At 44.6% G+C, this 22,056-nt stretch carries 17 protein-coding genes and 1 pseudogene; 14 read left to right on the top strand and 4 right to left on the bottom strand.

The genetic code is table 11. The annotated features are described in order from the left end of the window. From aadA1 to M0M83_RS20525, 5 genes and pseudogenes are all read left to right on the top strand, one after another. Positions 1-839 (top strand): annotated as a pseudogene (gene aadA1 / locus M0M83_RS20550) (ANT(3'')-Ia family aminoglycoside nucleotidyltransferase AadA1). A 116-nt stretch (positions 840-955) separates the two neighbouring features. Further along, complete coding sequence (locus tag M0M83_RS20545; protein WP_000679427.1) at positions 956-1,303, top strand: quaternary ammonium compound efflux SMR transporter QacE delta 1; 348 nt, start codon at positions 956-958, stop codon at positions 1,301-1,303. Further along, complete coding sequence (gene sul1 / locus M0M83_RS20540) at positions 1,297-2,136, top strand: sulfonamide-resistant dihydropteroate synthase Sul1 (protein WP_000259031.1); 840 nt, start codon at positions 1,297-1,299, stop codon at positions 2,134-2,136. Before M0M83_RS20545 ends, sul1 begins: the two co-directional genes overlap by 7 nt. A gap of 127 nt (positions 2,137-2,263) precedes the next feature. Continuing rightward, positions 2,264-2,764 carry a GNAT family N-acetyltransferase gene (locus tag M0M83_RS20535; protein ID WP_000376623.1) on the top strand — a complete coding sequence of 167 codons (501 nt, stop codon included), beginning with the start codon at positions 2,264-2,266 and terminating at the stop codon, positions 2,762-2,764. A gap of 506 nt (positions 2,765-3,270) precedes the next feature. Next, positions 3,271-4,035, top strand: a complete 765-nt coding sequence (locus M0M83_RS20525) for an IS6-like element IS6100 family transposase (RefSeq protein ID WP_001389365.1) — start codon at positions 3,271-3,273, stop codon at positions 4,033-4,035. A gap of 344 nt (positions 4,036-4,379) precedes the next feature. Here the strand turns inward: M0M83_RS20525 and M0M83_RS20515 are convergent, their stop codons facing one another. The 4 genes from M0M83_RS20515 to fdhD all read right to left on the bottom strand — a co-directional run bounded on the left by M0M83_RS20515 (position 4,380) and on the right by fdhD (position 8,009). Then, a complete protein-coding gene (locus M0M83_RS20515; protein ID WP_001143643.1) occupies positions 4,380-5,414 on the bottom strand; it encodes a DUF4365 domain-containing protein in 1,035 nt (344 codons plus the stop codon). A 246-nt stretch (positions 5,415-5,660) separates the two neighbouring features. Beyond that, the gene (locus tag M0M83_RS20510; protein ID WP_248467294.1) at positions 5,661-6,626 is read right to left on the bottom strand and encodes a nucleotidyl transferase AbiEii/AbiGii toxin family protein; all 966 of its coding nucleotides are present in this window, start codon (positions 6,624-6,626) and stop codon (positions 5,661-5,663) included. After that, the gene (locus tag M0M83_RS20505; protein ID WP_125893772.1) at positions 6,613-7,017 is read right to left on the bottom strand and encodes a DUF6088 family protein; all 405 of its coding nucleotides are present in this window, start codon (positions 7,015-7,017) and stop codon (positions 6,613-6,615) included. Before M0M83_RS20505 ends, M0M83_RS20510 begins: the two co-directional genes overlap by 14 nt. Positions 7,018-7,178: 161 nt before the next feature. After that, entirely contained in the window at positions 7,179-8,009 is an 831-nt protein-coding gene (gene fdhD, locus M0M83_RS20500) for a formate dehydrogenase accessory sulfurtransferase FdhD (RefSeq protein WP_213913812.1), read from the bottom strand. Between the two features lie 174 nt (positions 8,010-8,183). Between fdhD and fdnG the strand changes: the two genes are divergently transcribed. The 9 genes from fdnG (at position 8,184) to M0M83_RS20455 (ending at position 22,054) form a co-directional block, all read left to right on the top strand. Then, on the top strand, positions 8,184-11,231 hold the full coding sequence (fdnG, locus tag M0M83_RS20495) for a formate dehydrogenase-N subunit alpha (RefSeq protein ID WP_125893768.1): 3,048 nt from the start codon (positions 8,184-8,186) through the stop codon (positions 11,229-11,231). A gap of 11 nt (positions 11,232-11,242) precedes the next feature. Continuing rightward, positions 11,243-12,187 carry a formate dehydrogenase subunit beta gene (gene fdxH / locus M0M83_RS20490; protein ID WP_004906826.1) on the top strand — a complete coding sequence of 315 codons (945 nt, stop codon included), beginning with the start codon at positions 11,243-11,245 and terminating at the stop codon, positions 12,185-12,187. Beyond that, positions 12,184-12,840: a formate dehydrogenase cytochrome b556 subunit gene (gene fdoI, locus M0M83_RS20485; RefSeq protein WP_004906828.1), complete on the top strand. Its 657-nt coding sequence runs from the start codon at positions 12,184-12,186 to the stop codon at positions 12,838-12,840. The genes fdxH and fdoI overlap by 4 nt, the downstream gene beginning before the upstream one ends. 654 nt (positions 12,841-13,494) lie before the next feature. Beyond that, positions 13,495-14,745 (top strand): formyl-CoA transferase, encoded by a 1,251-nt coding sequence (gene frc, locus M0M83_RS20480; RefSeq protein WP_125893766.1) that lies wholly within the window; start codon positions 13,495-13,497, stop codon positions 14,743-14,745. Between the two features lie 64 nt (positions 14,746-14,809). Beyond that, a complete protein-coding gene (gene oxc / locus M0M83_RS20475; RefSeq protein ID WP_125893764.1) occupies positions 14,810-16,513 on the top strand; it encodes an oxalyl-CoA decarboxylase in 1,704 nt (567 codons plus the stop codon). A 104-nt stretch (positions 16,514-16,617) separates the two neighbouring features. Beyond that, positions 16,618-17,562, top strand: a complete 945-nt coding sequence (yfdV, locus tag M0M83_RS20470) for a transporter YfdV (RefSeq protein ID WP_004906833.1) — start codon at positions 16,618-16,620, stop codon at positions 17,560-17,562. 75 nt (positions 17,563-17,637) lie between these two features. Beyond that, positions 17,638-18,894, top strand: coding sequence for a formyl-CoA transferase (frc, locus tag M0M83_RS20465; protein ID WP_125893761.1), 1,257 nt, complete (start codon positions 17,638-17,640; stop codon positions 18,892-18,894). A 224-nt stretch (positions 18,895-19,118) separates the two neighbouring features. Next, entirely contained in the window at positions 19,119-20,852 is a 1,734-nt protein-coding gene (locus M0M83_RS20460) for a nitrilase-related carbon-nitrogen hydrolase (protein WP_248467293.1), read from the top strand. 488 nt (positions 20,853-21,340) lie between these two features. Continuing rightward, on the top strand, positions 21,341-22,054 hold the full coding sequence (locus M0M83_RS20455; protein ID WP_248467292.1) for a YoaK family protein: 714 nt from the start codon (positions 21,341-21,343) through the stop codon (positions 22,052-22,054). The last annotated feature ends 2 nt before the right edge of the window (positions 22,055-22,056 follow it).

Raw genomic sequence — 22,056 nt, 5'->3', positions numbered from 1 at the left:
ATGAGGGAAGCGGTGATCGCCGAAGTATCGACTCAACTATCAGAGGTAGTTGGCGTCATCGAGCGCCATCTCGAACCGACGTTGCTGGCCGTACATTTGTACGGCTCCGCAGTGGATGGCGGCCTGAAGCCACACAGTGATATTGATTTGCTGGTTACGGTGACCGTAAGGCTTGATGAAACAACGCGGCGAGCTTTGATCAACGACCTTTTGGAAACTTCGGCTTCCCCTGGAGAGAGCGAGATTCTCCGCGCTGTAGAAGTCACCATTGTTGTGCACGACGACATCATTCCGTGGCGTTATCCAGCTAAGCGCGAACTGCAATTTGGAGAATGGCAGCGCAATGACATTCTTGCAGGTATCTTCGAGCCAGCCACGATCGACATTGATCTGGCTATCTTGCTGACAAAAGCAAGAGAACATAGCGTTGCCTTGGTAGGTCCAGCGGCGGAGGAACTCTTTGATCCGGTTCCTGAACAGGATCTATTTGAGGCGCTAAATGAAACCTTAACGCTATGGAACTCGCCGCCCGACTGGGCTGGCGATGAGCGAAATGTAGTGCTTACGTTGTCCCGCATTTGGTACAGCGCAGTAACCGGCAAAATCGCGCCGAAGGATGTCGCTGCCGACTGGGCAATGGAGCGCCTGCCGGCCCAGTATCAGCCCGTCATACTTGAAGCTAGACAGGCTTATCTTGGACAAGAAGAAGATCGCTTGGCCTCCCGCGCAGATCAGTTGGAAGAATTTGTTCACTACGTGAAAGGCGAGATCACCAAGGTAGTCGGCAAATAATGTCTAACAATTCGTTCAAGCCGACGCCGCTTCGCGGCGCGGCTTAACTCAAGCGTTAGATGCACTAAGCACATAATTGCTCACAGCCAAACTATCAGGTCAAGTCTGCTTTTATTATTTTTAAGCGTGCATAATAAGCCCTACACAAATTGGGAGATATATCATGAAAGGCTGGCTTTTTCTTGTTATCGCAATAGTTGGCGAAGTAATCGCAACATCCGCATTAAAATCTAGCGAGGGCTTTACTAAGCTTGCCCCTTCCGCCGTTGTCATAATCGGTTATGGCATCGCATTTTATTTTCTTTCTCTGGTTCTGAAATCCATCCCTGTCGGTGTTGCTTATGCAGTCTGGTCGGGACTCGGCGTCGTCATAATTACAGCCATTGCCTGGTTGCTTCATGGGCAAAAGCTTGATGCGTGGGGCTTTGTAGGTATGGGGCTCATAATTGCTGCCTTTTTGCTCGCCCGATCCCCATCGTGGAAGTCGCTGCGGAGGCCGACGCCATGGTGACGGTGTTCGGCATTCTGAATCTCACCGAGGACTCCTTCTTCGATGAGAGCCGGCGGCTAGACCCCGCCGGCGCTGTCACCGCGGCGATCGAAATGCTGCGAGTCGGATCAGACGTCGTGGATGTCGGACCGGCCGCCAGCCATCCGGACGCGAGGCCTGTATCGCCGGCCGATGAGATCAGACGTATTGCGCCGCTCTTAGACGCCCTGTCCGATCAGATGCACCGTGTTTCAATCGACAGCTTCCAACCGGAAACCCAGCGCTATGCGCTCAAGCGCGGCGTGGGCTACCTGAACGATATCCAAGGATTTCCTGACCCTGCGCTCTATCCCGATATTGCTGAGGCGGACTGCAGGCTGGTGGTTATGCACTCAGCGCAGCGGGATGGCATCGCCACCCGCACCGGTCACCTTCGACCCGAAGACGCGCTCGACGAGATTGTGCGGTTCTTCGAGGCGCGGGTTTCCGCCTTGCGACGGAGCGGGGTCGCTGCCGACCGGCTCATCCTCGATCCGGGGATGGGATTTTTCTTGAGCCCCGCACCGGAAACATCGCTGCACGTGCTGTCGAACCTTCAAAAGCTGAAGTCGGCGTTGGGGCTTCCGCTATTGGTCTCGGTGTCGCGGAAATCCTTCTTGGGCGCCACCGTTGGCCTTCCTGTAAAGGATCTGGGTCCAGCGAGCCTTGCGGCGGAACTTCACGCGATCGGCAATGGCGCTGACTACGTCCGCACCCACGCGCCTGGAGATCTGCGAAGCGCAATCACCTTCTCGGAAACCCTCGCGAAATTTCGCAGTCGCGACGCCAGAGACCGAGGGTTAGATCATGCCTAGCATTCACCTTCCGGCCGCCCGCTAGCGGACCCTGGTCAGGTTCCGCGAAGGTGGGCGCAGACATGCTGGGCTCGTCAGGATCAAACTGCACTATGAGGCGGCGGTTCATACCGCGCCAGGGGAGCGAATGGACAGCGAGGAGCCTCCGAACGTTCGGGTCGCCTGCTCGGGTGATATCGACGAGGTTGTGCGGCTGATGCACGACGCTGCGGCGTGGATGTCCGCCAAGGGAACGCCCGCCTGGGACGTCGCGCGGATCGACCGGACATTCGCGGAGACCTTCGTCCTGAGATCCGAGCTCCTAGTCGCGAGTTGCAGCGACGGCATCGTCGGCTGTTGCACCTTGTCGGCCGAGGATCCCGAGTTCTGGCCCGACGCCCTCAAGGGGGAGGCCGCATATCTGCACAAGCTCGCGGTGCGACGGACACATGCGGGCCGGGGTGTCAGCTCCGCGCTGATCGAGGCTTGCCGCCATGCCGCGCGAACGCAGGGGTGCGCCAAGCTGCGGCTCGACTGCCACCCGAACCTGCGTGGCCTATACGAGCGGCTCGGATTCACCCACGTCGACACTTTCAATCCCGGCTGGGATCCAACCTTCATCGCAGAACGCCTAGAACTCGAAATCTAACGTCCGTTCGGGCATCGAGGTCCATGTCGGGGTGGGACGGGCCCGTGGCTTCAAGATCACTTGCAGTCCGACCGCGATGTCTTGGTTGCGCGAGAGGTTGTCGATATCCTCCACTTCCATCATCAACCCTGGATAATGCCGCCGCCGTCATCGCCGCCGACGCCCGTGCCGGGCTTTTCGGGCCTGTCAGGCTTGCTCGGCCTTCAGCCTGCCTGGGCGAGATCTCCGGCGGACGGATTAACGGCGGAGCTTCGCCGCCTTTCGTGCGTGTGAAGGCCGAAGATAGTTCTCTCAAAAACATCCGTTTATGAGAGATACCAAATGTCATTTTCAGAAGACGACTGCACCAGTTGATTGGGCGTAATGGCTGTTGTGCAGCCAGCTCCTGACAGTTCAATATCAGAAGTGATCTGCACCAATCTCGACTATGCTCAATACTCGTGTGGGCTCTGTTGCAAAAATCGTGAAGCTTGAGCATGCTTGGCGGAGATTGGACGGACGGAACGATGACGGATTTCAAGTGGCGCCATTTCCAGGGTGATGTGATCCTGTGGGCGGTGCGCTGGTATTGTCGCTATCCGATCAGCTATCGCGACCTTGAGGAAATGCTGGCGGAACGCGGCATTTCGGTCGACCATACGACGATCTATCGCTGGGTCCAGTGCTACGCCCCGGAGATGGAGAAGCGGCTGCGCTGGTTCTGGCGGCGTGGCTTTGATCCGAGCTGGCGCCTGGATGAAACCTACGTCAAGGTGCGGGGCAAGTGGACCTACCTGTACCGGGCAGTCGACAAGCGGGGCGACACGATCGATTTCTACCTGTCGCCGACCCGCAGCGCCAAGGCAGCGAAGCGGTTCCTGGGCAAGGCCCTGCGAGGCCTGAAGCACTGGGAAAAGCCTGCCACGCTCAATACCGACAAAGCGCCGAGCTATGGTGCAGCGATCACCGAATTGAAGCGCGAAGGAAAGCTGGACCGGGAGACGGCCCACCGGCAGGTGAAGTATCTCAATAACGTGATCGAGGCCGATCACGGAAAGCTCAAGATACTGATCAAGCCGGTGCGCGGTTTCAAATCGATCCCCACGGCCTATGCCACGATCAAGGGATTCGAAGTCATGCGAGCCCTGCGCAAAGGACAGGCTCGCCCCTGGTGCCTGCAGCCCGGCATCAGGGGCGAGGTGCGCCTTGTGGAGAGAGCTTTTGGCATTGGGCCCTCGGCGCTGACGGAGGCCATGGGCATGCTCAACCACCATTTCGCAGCAGCCGCCTGATCGGCGCAGAGCGACAGCCTACCTCTGACTGCCGCCAATCTTTGCAACAGAGCCTCCGTCGCCATGCTCACCTCGCTTTGGTGCACACGAGTATTGAGCATAGTCGAGATTGGTGCAGATCACTTCTGATATTGAACTGTCAGGAGCTGGCTGCACAACAGCCATTACGCCCAATCAACTGGTGCAGTCGTCTTCTGAAAATGACAATAGGTAAGTGTTCTAACTGTTCAATAAACGGTGGTTTTCTGGACAAAAAAAAGTCCGCATCCAATTTGGGTTGCGGACTTTTTGCACTTAATTATTGATAGATTAGATGGGTATCGTTGAGGTGAAAATCAAAAGCATTAAGAGTATGGGTAAAACCCACCATGTTCAGCGATATCCTGAATAATCAAACTGGATATCTCGCTGCCACTAGATGCTAACTCTCGAAGGTACGGTATAGCCTCAACACCTTTATCGACGGCCAAAATGAACGCTGCTGATTCTCTTAGTTCCATACTGTCGCAGCCATTCCTGATAATTCTGATTAGATACTGTGATGCACTACCTACACAGTTAATTACAGCTTCGACCGATTGCCCGATAGCTCCCCTCTGTATTCCGTTGTCATCGATCATGGACAGTAACTTACGTATGTCACCTTCATCAAACGAATTAAACAAGTCAGCGGCATAACATCTAATCTCTGACTTTATATCTTCGCCACTGTATGAAATATCGCCATGCCAAGGGATATGGGCTAGAAGATAAATGAGTAATCTAGGAATTTTGGCAATACTTCTTATTTTGAAAGCTCTAACCAACTCATCCCAGGTTTGGTATGTATTAGGAAATCGCCTAAATAACGTTGTTAAACCAAGCCAAGCCTCGTCATCATTACTGCTTCTAACAAGTCTTAAACTGTCTTCCAGAGAAATATTTGGCCCTCTCCCAGTAACCAAGGGCTTAAAGTAAGAAATGAACTTCTCTTCATCAAAGTGATTGGCACGACTCAAATCGAAACTAATGGAGCTAGCGTGAACGTTACTCTTCAGAAATTTCTTAATATCTGTCCAATAAGCCGTGTCGAGAGATGGTATGTAAACAACAGCAAAAAGGGGGACCTTATAATTTGTCCAGTAATCCCTATGAGTTCCTATCCTAAATGAACAGGAGTTTTTAGAACTATCATAGTAAGAGTCACCAGACTTGATCTGCAAAGCAAAAAGGTGGTTTTCTGGCTGACCATTTGAGTTTATCAACTCGCAAATCGCATCTATCCCAAGATCATTTTCCTGCTCAATCTTTTGAAACAAGCAGCCAACTCCCTCGATAACTCCTCTTACGTAGTTAATACCTTTCTTAGAAGTTACTAACGATTTTGCATAGGTTGGCATATTGGTTCCTCAATACCTTGAACACTGACGCAGAACGCATTTTTTAATATAATATGTTCTGGCAGTACAAAGTAACCGTACTTAGGTGAATAACCGAAATTACCCCAAATGCACGCCAATTTAATTATAATTAATTGATAATTAATGTTTTTTCACTTTCTGCATTGGGAAGTGATGACTATTAGCTAGTAAGATAAAAGGTACAGTGGTTAGCCAATGGGTAATAAAGATTGGCTAACTTTTAGTTTATTTATTAAGTTTTTGTTCTATATAATCCAATACTTGATTAGCTAAGTTAGTAAAAGCAATAATTGCTTCATCCCATTGAATAGGAACTTCTGCATAAACCATAGGACTTACATAGTTATTATAACGCTCTATGAATTTGGGGGTTTCTACTAATAATTTTAGCCCATAGCGAAGTTCTGTAATAGGCGAGTCAACCAGTTGTGTGTGTTGATTTCCGTATCTTGTAATATCTCCATCAAGTGCTTTTTTCAGTAATTGACTTAAGAATTCAATATTAGATGGTTGGGATAGCTGTATATGAAAAGTATCATAAACATGTCGAATAAGTGTCTCATCATCTTCACGTTGGCCATTTCTTGCAACACTCGCTGTTCTTCGTAGCATTGATAGTAACTTTTCAGCTTGAGTGTCAATAATTGCCGAGCAAATCATGTTATAAATTTCGATATCAGATTCTGTAACATTTGAATAAATAGATTGAATATTCCTAGATATGGGTTCACTAAGAAGGTCTGTCTCTATAAATTCTAATTTTATAAAAGGGCGTAAACATGGTACTTGCCTGTGATCTTGAGGATAACGGATATCAAAGGAAAAATAGCGGTATTCATCTTTAACAGAAGGCGCATTATCTAAAGAAAAAATAGGATTTTGGTTAATTATTTCTTCAATAATTTTTTTTATTTCTTTTCTGGCTGTTTTTCTTGCATTTCGAGATGCTAATTCAAGATATCTTTGGTTTGGAATTAGTTTTATATCAATGTCTTCAGACATTCGATAAGTTTTGATATCCGATTTGGCGAGAGCTGTTCCTCCTGAAAAGATGGCTTGGTGATATGTAAACTGAAAGTTAGATAGTAGTTTAAGTAATTGAACAACATAATAATCTTTTTCAACTATTGCAGGGTTGCCGAGCCCTATGGCATCGGCAACATCAATAAATAAAGAGCTATCGAGTTTCATTGATACTTTGTTTCCCTACCTTAATTTTACGAGTAAATTTAGGATTTTTAGGGATAATTTTAATGTTAGAAGGAATTTGTGTACTCTCACCAGACAAATTCATCATAGATAGCTTATCAAAAGTATAATCAACATTGAGTTTTTTCATTACTTCGATAATAACGCCATCAGCACCACTTGGGTTATCTGGCATTAATTTACCAGTGATGCGATTCACTCTGGCTCTTACATAGACACCATAACCAATTCTCATTAATAAACCATTGTCTGTAAGTTTTTTGAGTATACGGCCTACTTGATCATAATCAGCTATTTTTGAAAAGTCAGAGCGTAGGAAAACAGAACGTCTAGAACGCTTTACTTTTTTTTGTATTCTGTCTTGTATTGTCATTATACCTCCTATGCGCTTTGATTATATTATAATCAAAAATACAACATTTCTCAATGGAGAAAATACGACAAAAATAACAAGTTAAAATGACAAATATTTATTATTTTTCAATCTGATATAATTTATATGATATTGCAATTATTAGATTTAATTTTTAAAAATTAGTTCCTGATACGAAAGCTATGCGTAAACACCGTGGCTTTCCCCTGACGACAGAATCCAACTAACGTTAAGTTGGCTTTCTCTGCTACCTCAATAGCGAGGGCGGTAGCCGCAGAAACGGCAAACAGAATTTCTGCGCCGCAGCTGGCGGCTTTTTGCACCATTTCATAACTGGCACGGCTAGAAACCAGTACCGCACCTTGCTGCCATTGGTTGCGATGTTTCATTCCCAAAAGTTTATCAAGAGCCACATGGCGACCGACATCCTCGCAACCTCCCACTAACACACCTTCTGGAGAGATCCATGCAGCAGCGTGGGTACAGCCCGTCAGTGCACCAATTTCTTGCACTTTTTTCAATTCATGTAATGCATTATCGAGGTAGGACAAAGAAAAGGTTTGGGTGAAAGGCAGAGGGGCGATAGGTTTGAAGATTTCGTCAAGTTGTTCTGTTCCACAAATACCACAGCCAGTACGCCCCGCTAAATTACGGCGACGTTCTTTTAACTCCATAAACCGGCGGCTAGATAATTCTACTTGTACTTCAATTCCGCGGTTGCAGCCTTCAACGATATCAATTCCACGAATTTCATCACCTGACTGTATTATCCCTTCAGAAAGAGCGAACCCAACCGCGAAGTCCTCAAGATCTTTCGGCGTTGCCATCATTACCACATGGGATATGCCATTGAAGACTAAAGCAACAGGATATTCTTCGGCAACATAGTCATTAACAGGCAAATCAAGGTTGCCTTTTTGTTGCACGGTTGTTTGGTTTAAGCCAATCATTTTGGTTAATTTGGAGTCATTTGTAGTATTTGTTTCATACATTAGATGAATTCCTAGCATTAATGATACATAATATTAATTATGGGTAAAAAGAATTTACACCATTTGCCAGGCAATGAACCTGGATACGTAAGGATAACGTTGAATAAGAAGAGTTTACCTGATTATCGCGATTGACGTTAGGTAAACATGAGCAATGTAAATGAGGAGATCCCCATGCAAGTCAGCAGAAGGCAGTTCTTTAAGATCTGCGCTGGCGGTATGGCAGGTACGACGGCAGCGGCCTTGGGTTTTGCACCCGCCACCGCGTTAGCGTCAACGCGCCAGTATAAATTACTGCGTGCGAAGGAAACCAGAAATACCTGTACCTACTGTTCTGTCGGCTGTGGGCTGTTGATGTACAGCCTCGGTGATGGCGCGAAAAATGCTAAAGAGAGCATTTTCCATATTGAAGGGGACCCGGATCATCCGGTAAACCGTGGTGCACTTTGTCCGAAAGGTGCTGGACTTATCGATTTTATCCACAGTGAAAGCCGCTTGAAATACCCTGAAGTGCGTGAGCCGGGTACTAATGAGTGGAAACGTATCACTTGGAACGACGCATTTGATCGTATCGCTAAGCTAATGAAAGAAGACCGCGATGCGAACTTTATTGAGAAAAATAAAGAGGGTGTGACGGTTAACCGTTGGCTAACCACCGGTATGCTGTGCGCATCGGCTGGTAGTAACGAAAGCGGATTTGTAACGCAAAAATTCACCCGCGCTCTCGGCATGCTTGCCGTTGATAACCAAGCGCGTGTCTGACACGGACCAACGGTAGCAAGTCTTGCTCCAACATTTGGTCGCGGTGCGATGACCAACCACTGGGTTGACATTAAAAATGCAAACCTAGTTGTCGTTATGGGTGGTAATGCGGCAGAAGCGCATCCAGTCGGTTTCCGCTGGGCGATGGAAGCTAAAATCCATAATAAAGCCAAACTCATTGTTATTGACCCACGCTTTACCCGTACTGCGGCAGTGGCGGATTTTTACACGCCTATCCGTTCAGGGACTGATATCGCATTTTTATCGGGTGTTATCAAATATTTACTGGATAATGAGAAAATTCAGCGTGAATACGTGGAAGCGTATACCAACGCCAGTTTAGTTATTCGTGAAGATTATGGGTTTGATGATGGCCTGTTTACAGGTTATGACGAAGAAAAACGTCAATACGACAAAACCACGTGGAACTATGAGATGGATGAAAACGGCCTTGCGCTGCGCGATCCGACTCTGAAACACCCACGTTGTGTGTTAAACCTATTAAAAGAGCACGTCAGCCGTTATACACCTGAAGTGGTGAATAACATCTGTGGGACGCCAATCAAAGACTTCTTGCAAGTCTGTGAGTACCTTGCAGAAACCAGTGCTAAAGATAAAACAGCCTCGTTCTTATACGCATTAGGTTGGACTCAACATACCGTGGGTGCGCAAAATATCCGTACCATGGCGATGATCCAATTACTGTTGGGTAATATGGGGATGTTAGGCGGTGGTGTTAATGCACTGCGCGGACACTCCAATATCCAAGGTTTGACTGACTTAGGTTTGTTATCTCAAAGCTTGCCGGGTTATTTGACCTTACCATCAGAAAAACAAACGACATTAGAAAGTTACTTAGCTGCAAACACGCCAAAAGCGACGGTTGAAGGCCAGGTAAACTATTGGGGTAACTACCCGAAATTCTTTGTTAGTTTGATGAAGACGTTCTATGGCGATAAAGCGCAGAAAGAAAATAATTGGGGCTTTGATTTATTACCGAAATGGGATCAAGGCTACGATGTGCTGCGTTATTTCGAGATGATGGATAAGGGCGAAGTAAATGGCTATATTTGCCAAGGCTTTAACCCAGTGGCCTCATTCCCGAATAAAAACAAAGTGATTAAATCACTTTCTAAGCTGAAGTATTTAATCACCGTTGACCCGCTGAACACCGAAACGTCGAATTTCTGGCAAAACCACGGCGAAATGAATGATGTGAAGCCGGAAGAAATCCAAACGACGGTATTCCGCCTGCCATCTTGTTGTTTTGCTGAAGAAAATGGTTCGATTGTTAACTCAGCGCGTTGGCTACAGTGGCACTGGAAAGGCGCAGATGCACCTGGTGAAGCGATTAGTGATGGTGAAATTCTATCCGGTATTTTCCACCGTTTACGCCAACTGTATGCGTCTGAAGGTGGTGCGGTACCTGAACAAGTTCTAAGTATGACTTGGAATTACTTCGACCGTGATCACCCAACGCCAGAAGAAGTTGCTCAAGAAAACAATGGCTATGCCTTGGTTGACTTGAAAGATGCTGATGGCAACGTTATTGCGAAAAAAGGTGAGTTGCTGAGCTCGTTTGCACAGTTACGTGATGACGGTACCACCGCGAGTGGCTGCTGGATATTTACAGGTAGCTGGACACCAAAAGGCAACCAAATGGCTAACCGTGATAACTCTGACCCAACGGGTCTGGGGAATACATTAGGTTGGGCATGGGCGTGGCCTCTTAACCGCCGTGTGATTTATAACCGCGCATCGGCAGACCCAATGGGTAAACCGTGGGATCCAAAACGTCAAATCCTTGAGTGGAATGGCAGCAAGTGGATAGGCATGGATATTCCTGACTATAGCAATGCTGCACCAGGTAGTGGTGTTGGTCCGTTTATCATGCAGCCAGAAGGAATGGGACGTCTATTTGCACTGGATAAAATGGCCGAAGGCCCATTCCCAGAGCATTACGAACCGATAGAAACGCCATTGGATACCAATCCACTGCACCCGAAAGTTGTGTCAAACCCGGCGGCTCGTGTGTTTAAAGATGACTGGGCGCAGATGGGTAAAGCGACAGAATTCCCTTATGTGGGAACCACTTATCGCTTGACTGAACATTTCCACTATTGGACAAAACACGCCTTGTTAAATGCCATCATTCAGCCACAGCAGTTCATTGAAATTGGTGAACGTTTAGCGAATGAGAAAGGGATCAAGCAAGGCGATACGGTGAAAGTCAGCTCCAAACGTGGTTACATCAAAGCGAAAGCGGTGGTGACCAAACGTATTCATACGCTGAAAGTGGCTGGGAAAGATATCGATACTATCGGTATTCCTATTCACTGGGGCTTTGAAGGTTTGGCTGTGAAAGGCTTTATTGCTAACACATTAACGCCGTTTGTGGGTGATGCGAATACTCAGACACCGGAATTTAAATCATTCCTTGTCAATGTGGAAAAGGTGTAAGGAGATAAATTATGTCAATGCAATCTCAGGACATTATTCGTCGCTCTGCCACCAATTCCCTGACTCCCGCACCTCAGGTGCGGGACTATAAGGAAGAAGTTGCAAAGCTTATCGATGTGACGACCTGTATCGGCTGTAAAGCTTGTCAGGTTGCCTGTTCCGAATGGAACGATATCCGTGACAAAATTGGTACTAACGTTGGGGTATATGATAACCCAACAGATTTAACCGCTAAGTCATGGACGGTAATGCGCTTCTCTGAAGTGGAAGAGAACGATAAATTCGAATGGCTGATCCGTAAAGATGGCTGTATGCACTGTGCTGACCCAGGCTGCCTGAAGGCGTGTCCTTCGGAAGGCGCGATAGTGCAGTACAAAAACGGTATCGTTGACTTCCAATCGGAACACTGTATTGGTTGTGGTTATTGTATTGCGGGTTGCCCGTTTGATGTACCGCGTATTAACCCAGAAGATAACCGCGCATACAAATGTACGCTGTGTGTTGACCGTGTTGAAGTCGGCCAAGAGCCTGCGTGTGTGAAAACCTGTCCAACAGGCGCTATCCATTTTGGTAGCAAAGAGGACATGATCAACATGGCTGGCGAGCGTGTAGAAGAGCTGAAAACACGTGGTTATGCGAATGCAGGTTTATATGACCCTGAAGGTGTTGGAGGTACGCACGTGATGTACGTCCTGCACCATGCAGATAAACCTCAGCTGTATCACGGATTGCCGGAGAACCCGACAATCAGCCCTACAGTGACTTTCTGGAAAGGTATCTGGAAGCCGTTAGCAGCGGTTGGTTTTGCTGCAACATTTGCGGCGGCCATCTTCCACTATGTGGGTATTGGTCCGAACCGCGTCTCCAAAAAAGATGAAGAAGAGGCTTTAGAAGATTTGCATAATGCAATGTCATCTGACACTTCGAAATCAAAAGAAGGGGAGGATCAGAAATGATGCCAGATGATAACGACAAAATTATCCGCCATAAGCCGATTGAAAGGATCAATCACTGGGCGGTTGTGATTTGCTTCTTGTTCACCGCAATCAGTGGGCTCGGGTTCTTTTTCCCATCCCTAAACTGGTTTATGAACATTTTGGGTACACCACAACTGTCGCGAATTTTGCATCCATTCGTGGGGACGGCGATGTTCTTGCTGTTCGTATTTATGTTCTTCCGTTATTTCCACCATAACTTCATTAATAAAGAAGATATTAAGTGGGCAAAAAATATCGGCAAAGTACTGAAAAACGAAGAAGCGGGCGATGTCGGCCAATATAACCTAGGCCAAAAAGGGGTGTATTGGGTGGTCACTATCTGCTTATTGGCGCTGGTGATCACGGGAGTGATCATGTGGCGTCCTTATTTCGCAGATTATTTCCCAATCCCTGTTTATCGTGCAGCTATTCTTATTCACTCGCTCTCTGCAATTGCGCTGATTATCATGATTGTGGTTCACGCTTATGCCGCGATTTGGGTGAAAGGTTCAGTGCGTGCGATGGTTGAAGGTTGGGTGACTCGTGGTTGGGCTAGAAAACACCATCCATTGTGGTACCGCCAGCTTTTGGAAAAAGAAAAACAGCAAAAACAGCAACAAGAGAAAAACTAAGTTTTATTATTGTTGTTATCAAACCCACAAATGACTAATGTTATTTGTGGGTTTTTTATATCTAAAAAATATAAATCTTCAATTTATTTGAAAGAAAGAAAATGAGATATATTTATTTGATGACCTATTTACGATTTTATTATGATTATATCCAATCAAAATAAGATTAATAAAAAAAGCACATCAAATAAAGACGCTCTAATTTTGCATATAAGTTATTTTTTTAAACCAATAATAAACAAATAAATATTTATTCATTTTTATTTTATGTAAAAAAAAAGACATTAAAACTTTAACTGATTGATAATTGGTTGTTTTGGCGGTTGTTATTTTTTTGTAAATATCTATTGGATATTGATATTAGATCAATAAATGTCTATCTTAAATGGTCATTATTGATTGGTTCGAGACTTTGTTTTTTATTTTGATTTAAAAGTAAACTAATATTCTAATATTTATTCCTTTTAAGAGCGTTATGATGTACATATATTAAAGGAATTAATTGCTGGACATTAGTGATATTATTTAATAAAAATAGTAATATAATTATTAATAAATATAAAAACAGTCATATATTTAAATATCTTTTTAACACAGCTAAATAATAGAACACTAATTCATTCCATTTACGATAGCTAAATAAAGAGGTACCACATGGATCTTCCTTTACAAGGTATTAAAGTACTGGATTTCACCGGTGTACAATCAGGACCATCTTGTACTCAAATGTTAGCGTGGTTCGGCGCAGATGTTATTAAGATTGAACGCCCCGGAGTTGGAGATGTCACGCGTAACCAATTAAGGGATATCCCTGATGTGGATGCGCTGTATTTCACGATGCTCAATAGTAATAAGCGTTCAGTGGAATTGAATACAAAGACTCCTGAAGGTAAAGAGGTTATGGAGCGGCTGATTAAGCAGGCCGATGTCCTCGTTGAGAACTTCCACCCTGGTGCGATTGACCATATGGGTTTTACGTGGGAACACATTCAAGAATTAAATCCTCGTTTGATTTTTGGTTCCATCAAAGGTTTTGATGAAGACTCGCCTTATGCAGATGTTAAAGCTTATGAAAACGTTGCCCAAGCCGCAGGTGGTGCCGCATCAACCACAGGGTTTTGGGATGGCCCACCATTAGTGAGTGCCGCTGCGCTAGGTGACAGCAATACGGGTATGCACTTGCTGATTGGCTTACTTGCAGCGCTATTACATCGTGAGAAAACTGGCAAAGGCCAGCGAGTGACTATGTCGATGCAAGATGCTGTACTCAACTTGTGCCGTGTCAAACTTCGTGACCAGCAACGTTTAGAGAAAATTGGCTATCTTGAAGAATATCCACAATACCCAAATGGCACATTTGGTGATGCCGTTCCTCGTGGCGGTAATGCTGGCGGTGGTGGCCAGCCAGGTTGGATCTTAAAATGTAAAGGCTGGGAAACAGACCCAAATGCTTATATTTATTTTACTATCCAAGAACAGGACTGGGAGCAAACCTGTGTAGCGATTGGTAAGCCTGAATGGGCAACTGACCCCGCTTACAATACCCCAAAGGCTCGTCAGCCCCATATCTTTGATATTTTTGCTGAAATTGAAAAATTCTTAGCAGATAAAGATAAACATGAAGCGGTCGAGTACTTGAGTAAATACGGTGTCCCTTGTGCCCCTGTACTCAGTATGCGTGAAATCGCACGAGACCAATCTCTGCGTAAGAGCGGAAGTATTGTTGAAGTTGAGCAGCCAAAACGTGGAACTTACTTGACGGTAGGTTGCCCGATGAAATTCTCTTCATTTACACCGGATATCAAAAGCGCACCATTGTTGGGTGAGCACACCGAGCAAGTTCTAACTGAACTAGGTTATAGCGCAGATGAAATTGCGACTATGCGTGCGAACAAAGCGATCTAATTTAAAAATTGGGGGTGACTTATCACTCCCTTTAATCTTTTAATCAGTTAATTATGAGGTAGACATGTCTGCTGATCAAACCCAAAACCTGACTGATGGTATGCATATTATTGTCGATGCTCTCAAAAAAAATGGCATTGATACAATCTACGGTGTTGTTGGAATTCCAGTAACTGACATGGCAAGGCATGCACAAGCTGAAGGTATTCGCTATATTGGATTTCGTCATGAGCAATCTGCGGGAAACGCGGCTGCAATCAGTGGGTTTATTACCCAAAAACCGGGTATCTGTTTAACGGTATCGGCACCGGGTTTCTTGAATGGTATGGTTGCTCTTGCTAATGCAACCACCAACGGTTTTCCTATGATCCAAATCAGTGGTTCGAGCGACAGAGCGATAATTGATTTGCAGCAAGGTGATTACGAAGAATTAGACCAAATGAACACGGCAAAACCTTTCGTAAAAGCATCTTACCGTGTAAATAAACCTGAAGATCTTGGTATTGCTCTCGCCCGAGCAATCCGTGCTTCGGTATCAGGCCGTCCGGGTGGGGTTTATCTTGACTTAACAACGGAAGTTTTATCTGCTGTGATGGATAAAGACGCTGCGGATAAAACCATTTTTACCGTTGAAGACCCTGCACCAAGACAAATTCCATCACCCGATTCAGTAAATAAAGCCCTTAAGTTGCTCGCATCGGCTAAGCGGCCATTAATTATTTTGGGCAAAGGCGCTGCTTATGCCCAAGCGGATGATAATATTCGCCAATTTATTGAAACAACCAGTATCCCTTATTTACCGATGTCAATGGCTAAAGGTTTGTTACCTGATATCCATCCTCTATCAGCCGCATCAGCTCGTTCATATGCCTTATCCAGTGCAGATGTTGTGGTATTAATGGGCGCACGTCTTAATTGGTTGCTTGATCATGGTAAAGGTAAGCACTGGTCACCAGAAACGCAATTCATTCAGTTAGATATTGAACCTTCTGAAATCGATAGTAACCGTCCAATAGCGGCTCCCGTTGTTGGCGATATTTATTCAAGTATTGAATCATTATTGGCAGGACTTAAATCAATCCCTGTTAAGTCCCCAACGGAATGGATTACCAGCATTGATGAACACAAGAAAATCAATGTCGAGAAAATGGCAGTGAAGTTGAACACTGACACTTCCCCGATGAACTACTTCAATGCGTTACGTGCTATCCGCGATGTGCTGGTCGATCACCAAGACGTTTATGTCGTTAATGAAGGCGCTAACACGCTGGATAATGGAAGAAATATTATTGATATGTACCAACCACGTAAGCGCTTAGATTGTGGAACGTGGGGCGTAATGGGCGTTGGAATGGGTTATGCAATCGGTGCCGCTGTAACCAGTGGTAAGCCAGTTGTGGCGATTGAAGGCGATAGCGCGTTCGGTTTTAGTGGTATGGAAATTGAAACGATTTGTCGCTACAAATTGCCTGTCACTATTTTGATTTTCAATAATGGCGGAATTTATCGTGGTGATGGTGTAAATCTCCATGGTGACCAAGACCCTTCTCCGACTGTTTTAATGGGCGGTGCTCGTTATGACAAAATGATTGAGGCTTTTGGTGGCATTGGCTATCAAGCAACAACCCCTGCAGAAGTACAGGAGGCTTTGAAGGCCGGTTTAACATCGGGTCATCCAACCTTGATAAACGTTGTTATTGACCCTGCAGTTGGAACGGAAAGTGGCCATATTGGTAATTTAAATCCGAAGTCTGTCGTCAAAAATTAACGCAGCATAACGTTAACTAACAAAGATAACCCTATGCGGCTCATTTTAATGAGTGGCGTAGGGGGTCTTATTGCCAAAAATAGGTGGGTCTTATGGCTGATTTTATGTATAAGATTTTTATGAGCGACCTATTACCTATCATTATTATTATGGTATTAGGTTATGTGAGTGGTAAACGAAATGTATTTACCAGTGACCAAGCGAAAGCATTCAATAAGTTGGTATTAAATTACGCATTACCCGCTGCATTATTTGTTTCTATCGCACGCGCTAATCGAGAAATGATATTTGCAGACGCTAAATTGACGATTATTTCATTTGTAGTCTTACTTGTTTGTTTCTTTTTCTCTTTCTTTAGCTGTAAATATATTTTTAAACATAGTCGTGGCGAAGCAGCGGTATGTGCATTAATTGCAGGTTCTCCGACAATTGGTTTCTTAGGGTTTGCGGTTTTAGACCCTATTTATGGTGAAACCGTTTCAACGGGGTTAGTTGTTGCCATTATATCCATCATCGTTAATGCCATTACAATTCCGATTGGCTTGTTCTTACTGAACCCATCTGATGCAGAAGGGAAAAAGGGCGGCGGCGGTATGGATGCATTAATCTCAGCCTTTAAAGAACCTGTCGTATGGGCTCCGGTACTCGCGACTGCACTGGTATTGGTTGGTGTGAAAATTCCTACCGTTTGGGATCCGACATTTGATTTAATTGCGAAAGCAAACTCAGGTGTTGCGGTATTTGCTGCCGGTCTGACATTAGCCGCAAATAAATTCGAGTTCGATGGTGAGATTGTCTATAACACGCTATTAAAGCTAGTGTTAATGCCAGGATTAATGTTGCTCGCAGGTATGATGTTTAATATGGGAACAGAGCAACTGCAAATGATGGTATTAGCCGGAGCGTTACCACCTGCTTTCTCTGGGATCATTATAGCAAGCCGCTTTAATCTGTATACCCGTACAGGAACAGCGTCGCTGGCGGTGAGTGTACTTGGTTTTATCATTGCGGCTCCAGCGTGGATTTACATCTCTCGGCTCGTTTCATAGAAAAAGTAAATGGGTCAAAATGAGTTGCCATGGCGTGAGAGACTGCGTCATGGCAGTTTTGTAAAAAGGTGAATTATGACTTCTTCAAAACCACTTGATGGGATACGCGTTCTTGATTTTACGGGAGTCCAGTCAGGCCCATCTTGTACACAAATGCTTGCGTGGTTCGGCGCTGATGTGATCAAAATAGAGCGACCAGGGGTTGGGGATGTGACGCGTAATCAATTACGTGATATCCCTGATGTCGATGCATTATATTTTACGATGTTAAATAGTAATAAACGTTCTTTAGAGCTCAATACTAAGACCCCAGAGGGCAAAGCCGTAATGGAGAAGCTAATACGTCAATCTGATGTATTAGTTGAAAATTTTCATCCGGGGGCTATCGACCATATGGGGTTTACGTGGGAGTACATTCAAGAACTTAACCCACGGTTAATTTTTGGTTCGATTAAAGGGTTTAATGAGAACTCGCCGTATGCGAATGTGAAAGCCTATGAAAATGTTGCTCAATCTGCTGGTGGTTCAGCATCGACAACGGGTTTTCCTGATGGCCCGCCAACGGTAAGTGCTGCAGCATTAGGTGATAGTAATACGGGTATGCATTTATTGATTGGCATACTGACGGCGCTGTTACACCGAGAAAAAACAGGTAAAGGCCAACGTGTGACCATGTCAATGCAAGATGCGGTGCTTAATTTATGTCGTGTGAAATTGCGTGATCAACAACGTTTAGAAAAACTCGGTTTCTTAGAGGAATACCCTCAATACCCAAATGGCACGTTTGGTGATGCGGTTCCCCGTGGGGGAAATGCGAGTGGGGGAGGTCAACCTGGAACGATGCTTAAGTGCAAAGGCAGTGATACTGACCCAAATGCGTACATTTACTTTATTAATCAAGACCATAATTGGGAAAATACCTGTGATGCCATTGGGCGTCCAGAATGGAAAACTGATCCTGCTTTTGCCACTACACAGGCACGCGCAAGCCATATCCAAGATGTATGGGATGCAATTGAAGAAATCGCTAAAGACAAAGATAAACATGCACTAACCGATTATTTTGATCAGTTTGATGTGCCGTGTTCTGCAGTATTAAGTATGAAAGAAATTATGGAAGACCCTTCTTTGCGTCGTAGCGGCTCGATTGTCGAGGTTCAACAACCAAAACGAGGGACATATTTAACGGTAGGCTGCCCAATGAAGTTTTCAGCCTTTATGCCTGAAATTAAAAGTGCTCCATTGTTAGGGGAACATAATAACGAAGTGTTAAAAGAGCTTGGTTATAGCGATGAACAAATTATGGAAATGAGAAAAAATAATGTTATTTAATTAATAACATTAAATTCGCTCTTAATATGACTTTCTAAAATGGAAAATTAATATTAGCAGCTATATTTAGGTTCTCGATGTATTTAAATATAGCCGCTACACTCAAGCTATTATTACCTAAATTATTTGGAGTTATAGAAATATCATTCCTATTTAATATTTATTTTTATTAATAGCAAAAAATTATTTATTTACTAATAAATTCTTTGAATAAGGATTATTGTATGAGTATTGCTGAAATAAAAAAAAGCAGTAAAGTAGCAGCCGTTGATTTTATTCCTGCATGGGGAGATCTAAATGGAAATATTCAACGTTTAGTCGAAGCGACAGAAAAAGTGGCCGCTCAAGGGGTAAATTACGCTGTATTTCCAGAAACGGCAGTGAGTGGTTATTTATTTTCAGACTTTACGGAATTAGCACCTTATTTAGATACCATCCCAGGAAAAACGACAGCGGCAGTATTGCCTATATTGGCTCGTACAGGGATGTATATGAGTGTCGGTATCGCGGAACGAGATAGCGAAACAGGGCTAGCTTATAATTCCGCTGTTTTGATGGGGCCAGAAGGCATTATTGGTAAATATCGTAAAATAGGCCTGAATTCCCAAGACCAAAAAGTGTTTGCTCCGGGTAATACCGGTGTTAAAACCTTTGAAACACCGATTGGCCGTATCGCCTTATTGATTTGTTATGATGATACTTACTGGCAATATGTTCGGTTAGCTGCATTGGAAGGTGCACAAATCATTGGTTGGCATTCAGTCTCTGACCGTATGATGCCGAACGCGACTCCTGCTGAAATGCTTGGCGATCATTCAACCGTTGCACATGTGCAGCATATGAGTGCTTTCAATGGAGTGTGGGTAATTTGTGCAACACGTAGTGGAATTGAAACCAATCCAATTACCAAAGGACAGCTTTATTATAATGGTGGTTCGAGCGTATGGGCGCCATCAGGGCATAAAGTGGCACAATCTCCAGTGCTTAGCCCGTTAGAGCTAGAACCCGGGCTAAATGGTATATACAGTGCGACAATTGATTTAGATGAAGCGGATACACAACGCGATGCATTACTGGCGAAGCGTCGCCCTGAATTATATTTCCCAACGCTCGCTTTTCACCGCAGCCCAACAGATATCAATGCTACGTCAACAATAACACAAACGACACTTATTGCAGCGCAGTGGGAAAAATCGGTTTCTAAACTAGACTCAATTCAAGTGGGGGAAAATGAGCTCCTAGTACTTCCTGAGCTTTCCGCACTACCTTATACCAACGATCCCAACATTGTTTTGTCTTATGCTGAACAACAGGGTGGGGTTTTCGAGCAAACATTGTGTAAAGCCGCTCAAAAAGGGAAAGGGTATATTGTTGGAAGCTACCCTGAAATTGAAAAGGATAGATTGTTCCATACGGTAGTACTTGCAGGGCCGTTAGGAGATATATTAGCGCGCTATCGTGTGACACATCTTAATGAGCGGGATAGTGGCTGGGCAACAGCGGGTAGCTCTGTGAGTGTGACAGCAACGCCAATTGGCCGTATTGCGCTGGCAGCTGCATATGAATTAGACGTACCTGAGTTAGGTGGTTTATATAGTACGTTACGCGCTGATATTCTTGCTGCGCCAGCGGGTATGCCGAGTGATTTAAAAGTGGAGATTGATAGCCATCTTTTTTCGGTTGAAGAGCCACCAACAGGGCGTGCCGATTTTGCCCCTTATGCGATCGCTACGTTAAATCAGTTATGGGTGGTTTGTGGTGGACGAAACGAACGTGATTCTACGTCAGCCGCGATTTATGGGCCAGAGCCTGTTGTGCTGACTCCAACATTGACAGCACAACGAGGTGCTGAAGATGTACGTTTACAAGCTCAGGTACCCGCTCCTTTTACTTGGATTAACCAAGAACGGTTGGTGAGTGGTCAGCAAGCTATTTGGTTCCCCCCACTGACGCAGTAATGTTCATATCATCCCGTTGTTATTAGAAATATAGCAACGGGATCTTACTGTGAATAGGAGCTATGGTTAATGACTTCCATAACTAGATTATTTATATGCTGACTTTTCGACAGTTTGGTAGCCAAGAAACCCGGATTAAAACACTCCATTTTTTAAGGGGTGTTGCTTCGTTGGTTTTAATCGCGAGTATTGCTATTGAAACATTCAATCATGACCCCTTTCTCAAGCGGTCAATTTACTTTGATATTCAATTTTAGTTCTGCATCTATTTTACATGTGATTTTTTTATCTTATATGATTTTACTCTTTTCAACGGTTTATTTTATTAGCTTAATTTTCTACATTTTCGAACGGGGTCTTAATGTTGATGTTAAAACGTATGGGGATGCCATTTAGTGGGCGGCAATGACGGTTTTTCCTATTTTTACGGTATATATCAGTCGACTAAGTCAGTCAGAAAAAGAATCATCAAGACAGGTAAGTAAACTATGATTTCCTCTCCAAAAGTTCCTTTTATGCAGTTACCTGCGATCGCATTTTTATTAGCTATTGCGTCAGGAATGCTCGATGGATATGCCTTCTTTACGACTAAATCATTCGCTACTTTTCAGTCAGGCAATATTATTATGTTAGGTTATGAGTTTGCTAAGCATGGCCTAACCGCAGTGATGCCTTATATTGTTTCCATTATTTCCTTTGGTGCGGGGGCAATGCTGTTGGCATGGATCCGCTACCGCTATAATACCGATGAAAAAACATGGACATTTACATTATTATCACTGGAAATCGTCCTTTTATTATTACTCATTGTTTATATTTTTTTCTTTAATGTTCACTCTAATGGGTTTCATGCTGTTTGGGCTCTTTCTTTTATTGCGGGAATGCAAGGTAATGCGTTTCATAAGATTAATGGCATGCTATATGGCAATATTGCGGTGACTTTGAATGTACAACTGGGTTTTAGCTCATTGGCAGAGTCTATTGCATTTAAAGGTCAAGAAAGAAAAAGTGCATTATATAAAAGTTATTGTTACTTTCTGACGCTATTGGGTTTTGCTGGCGGGGCTTTCATGATGGTGTTATTGGCTGATTATGTTAAGAAATATGCTTTATTTGCCACATTAATCCCACTATGTTTGATATTTTTCTTTGGCCACCAATTTTCGAAAGAAAATAAAGGAGTGCCAATAGATTCTAACTAGTT

Source organism: Providencia rettgeri (assembly GCF_023205015.1).
Lineage (GTDB): Bacteria > Pseudomonadota > Gammaproteobacteria > Enterobacterales > Enterobacteriaceae > Providencia > Providencia rettgeri_E.
The sequence above is the reverse complement of the archived record's forward strand: the minus strand, read 5'-3'. Positions and strand labels throughout refer to the sequence as shown.

Excerpts from the sequence above, each read along its gene's own strand:
- M0M83_RS20545 (WP_000679427.1), top strand. The coding sequence starts at position 956 with ATGAAAGGCTGGCTTTTTCTTGTTATCGCAATAGTTGGCGAAGTAATC.
- sul1 (WP_000259031.1), top strand. The coding sequence starts at position 1,297 with ATGGTGACGGTGTTCGGCATTCTGAATCTCACCGAGGACTCCTTCTTC.
- M0M83_RS20535 (WP_000376623.1), top strand. The coding sequence starts at position 2,264 with ATGGACAGCGAGGAGCCTCCGAACGTTCGGGTCGCCTGCTCGGGTGAT.
- M0M83_RS20525 (WP_001389365.1), top strand. The coding sequence starts at position 3,271 with ATGACGGATTTCAAGTGGCGCCATTTCCAGGGTGATGTGATCCTGTGG.
- M0M83_RS20515 (WP_001143643.1), bottom strand. The coding sequence starts at position 5,414 with ATGCCAACCTATGCAAAATCGTTAGTAACTTCTAAGAAAGGTATTAAC.
- M0M83_RS20510 (WP_248467294.1), bottom strand. The coding sequence starts at position 6,626 with ATGAAACTCGATAGCTCTTTATTTATTGATGTTGCCGATGCCATAGGG.
- M0M83_RS20505 (WP_125893772.1), bottom strand. The coding sequence starts at position 7,017 with ATGACAATACAAGACAGAATACAAAAAAAAGTAAAGCGTTCTAGACGT.
- fdhD (WP_213913812.1), bottom strand. The coding sequence starts at position 8,009 with ATGTATGAAACAAATACTACAAATGACTCCAAATTAACCAAAATGATT.
- fdxH (WP_004906826.1), top strand. The coding sequence starts at position 11,243 with ATGTCAATGCAATCTCAGGACATTATTCGTCGCTCTGCCACCAATTCC.
- fdoI (WP_004906828.1), top strand. The coding sequence starts at position 12,184 with ATGATGCCAGATGATAACGACAAAATTATCCGCCATAAGCCGATTGAA.
- frc (WP_125893766.1), top strand. The coding sequence starts at position 13,495 with ATGGATCTTCCTTTACAAGGTATTAAAGTACTGGATTTCACCGGTGTA.
- oxc (WP_125893764.1), top strand. The coding sequence starts at position 14,810 with ATGTCTGCTGATCAAACCCAAAACCTGACTGATGGTATGCATATTATT.
- yfdV (WP_004906833.1), top strand. The coding sequence starts at position 16,618 with ATGTATAAGATTTTTATGAGCGACCTATTACCTATCATTATTATTATG.
- frc (WP_125893761.1), top strand. The coding sequence starts at position 17,638 with ATGACTTCTTCAAAACCACTTGATGGGATACGCGTTCTTGATTTTACG.
- M0M83_RS20460 (WP_248467293.1), top strand. The coding sequence starts at position 19,119 with ATGAGTATTGCTGAAATAAAAAAAAGCAGTAAAGTAGCAGCCGTTGAT.
- M0M83_RS20455 (WP_248467292.1), top strand. The coding sequence starts at position 21,341 with ATGATTTCCTCTCCAAAAGTTCCTTTTATGCAGTTACCTGCGATCGCA.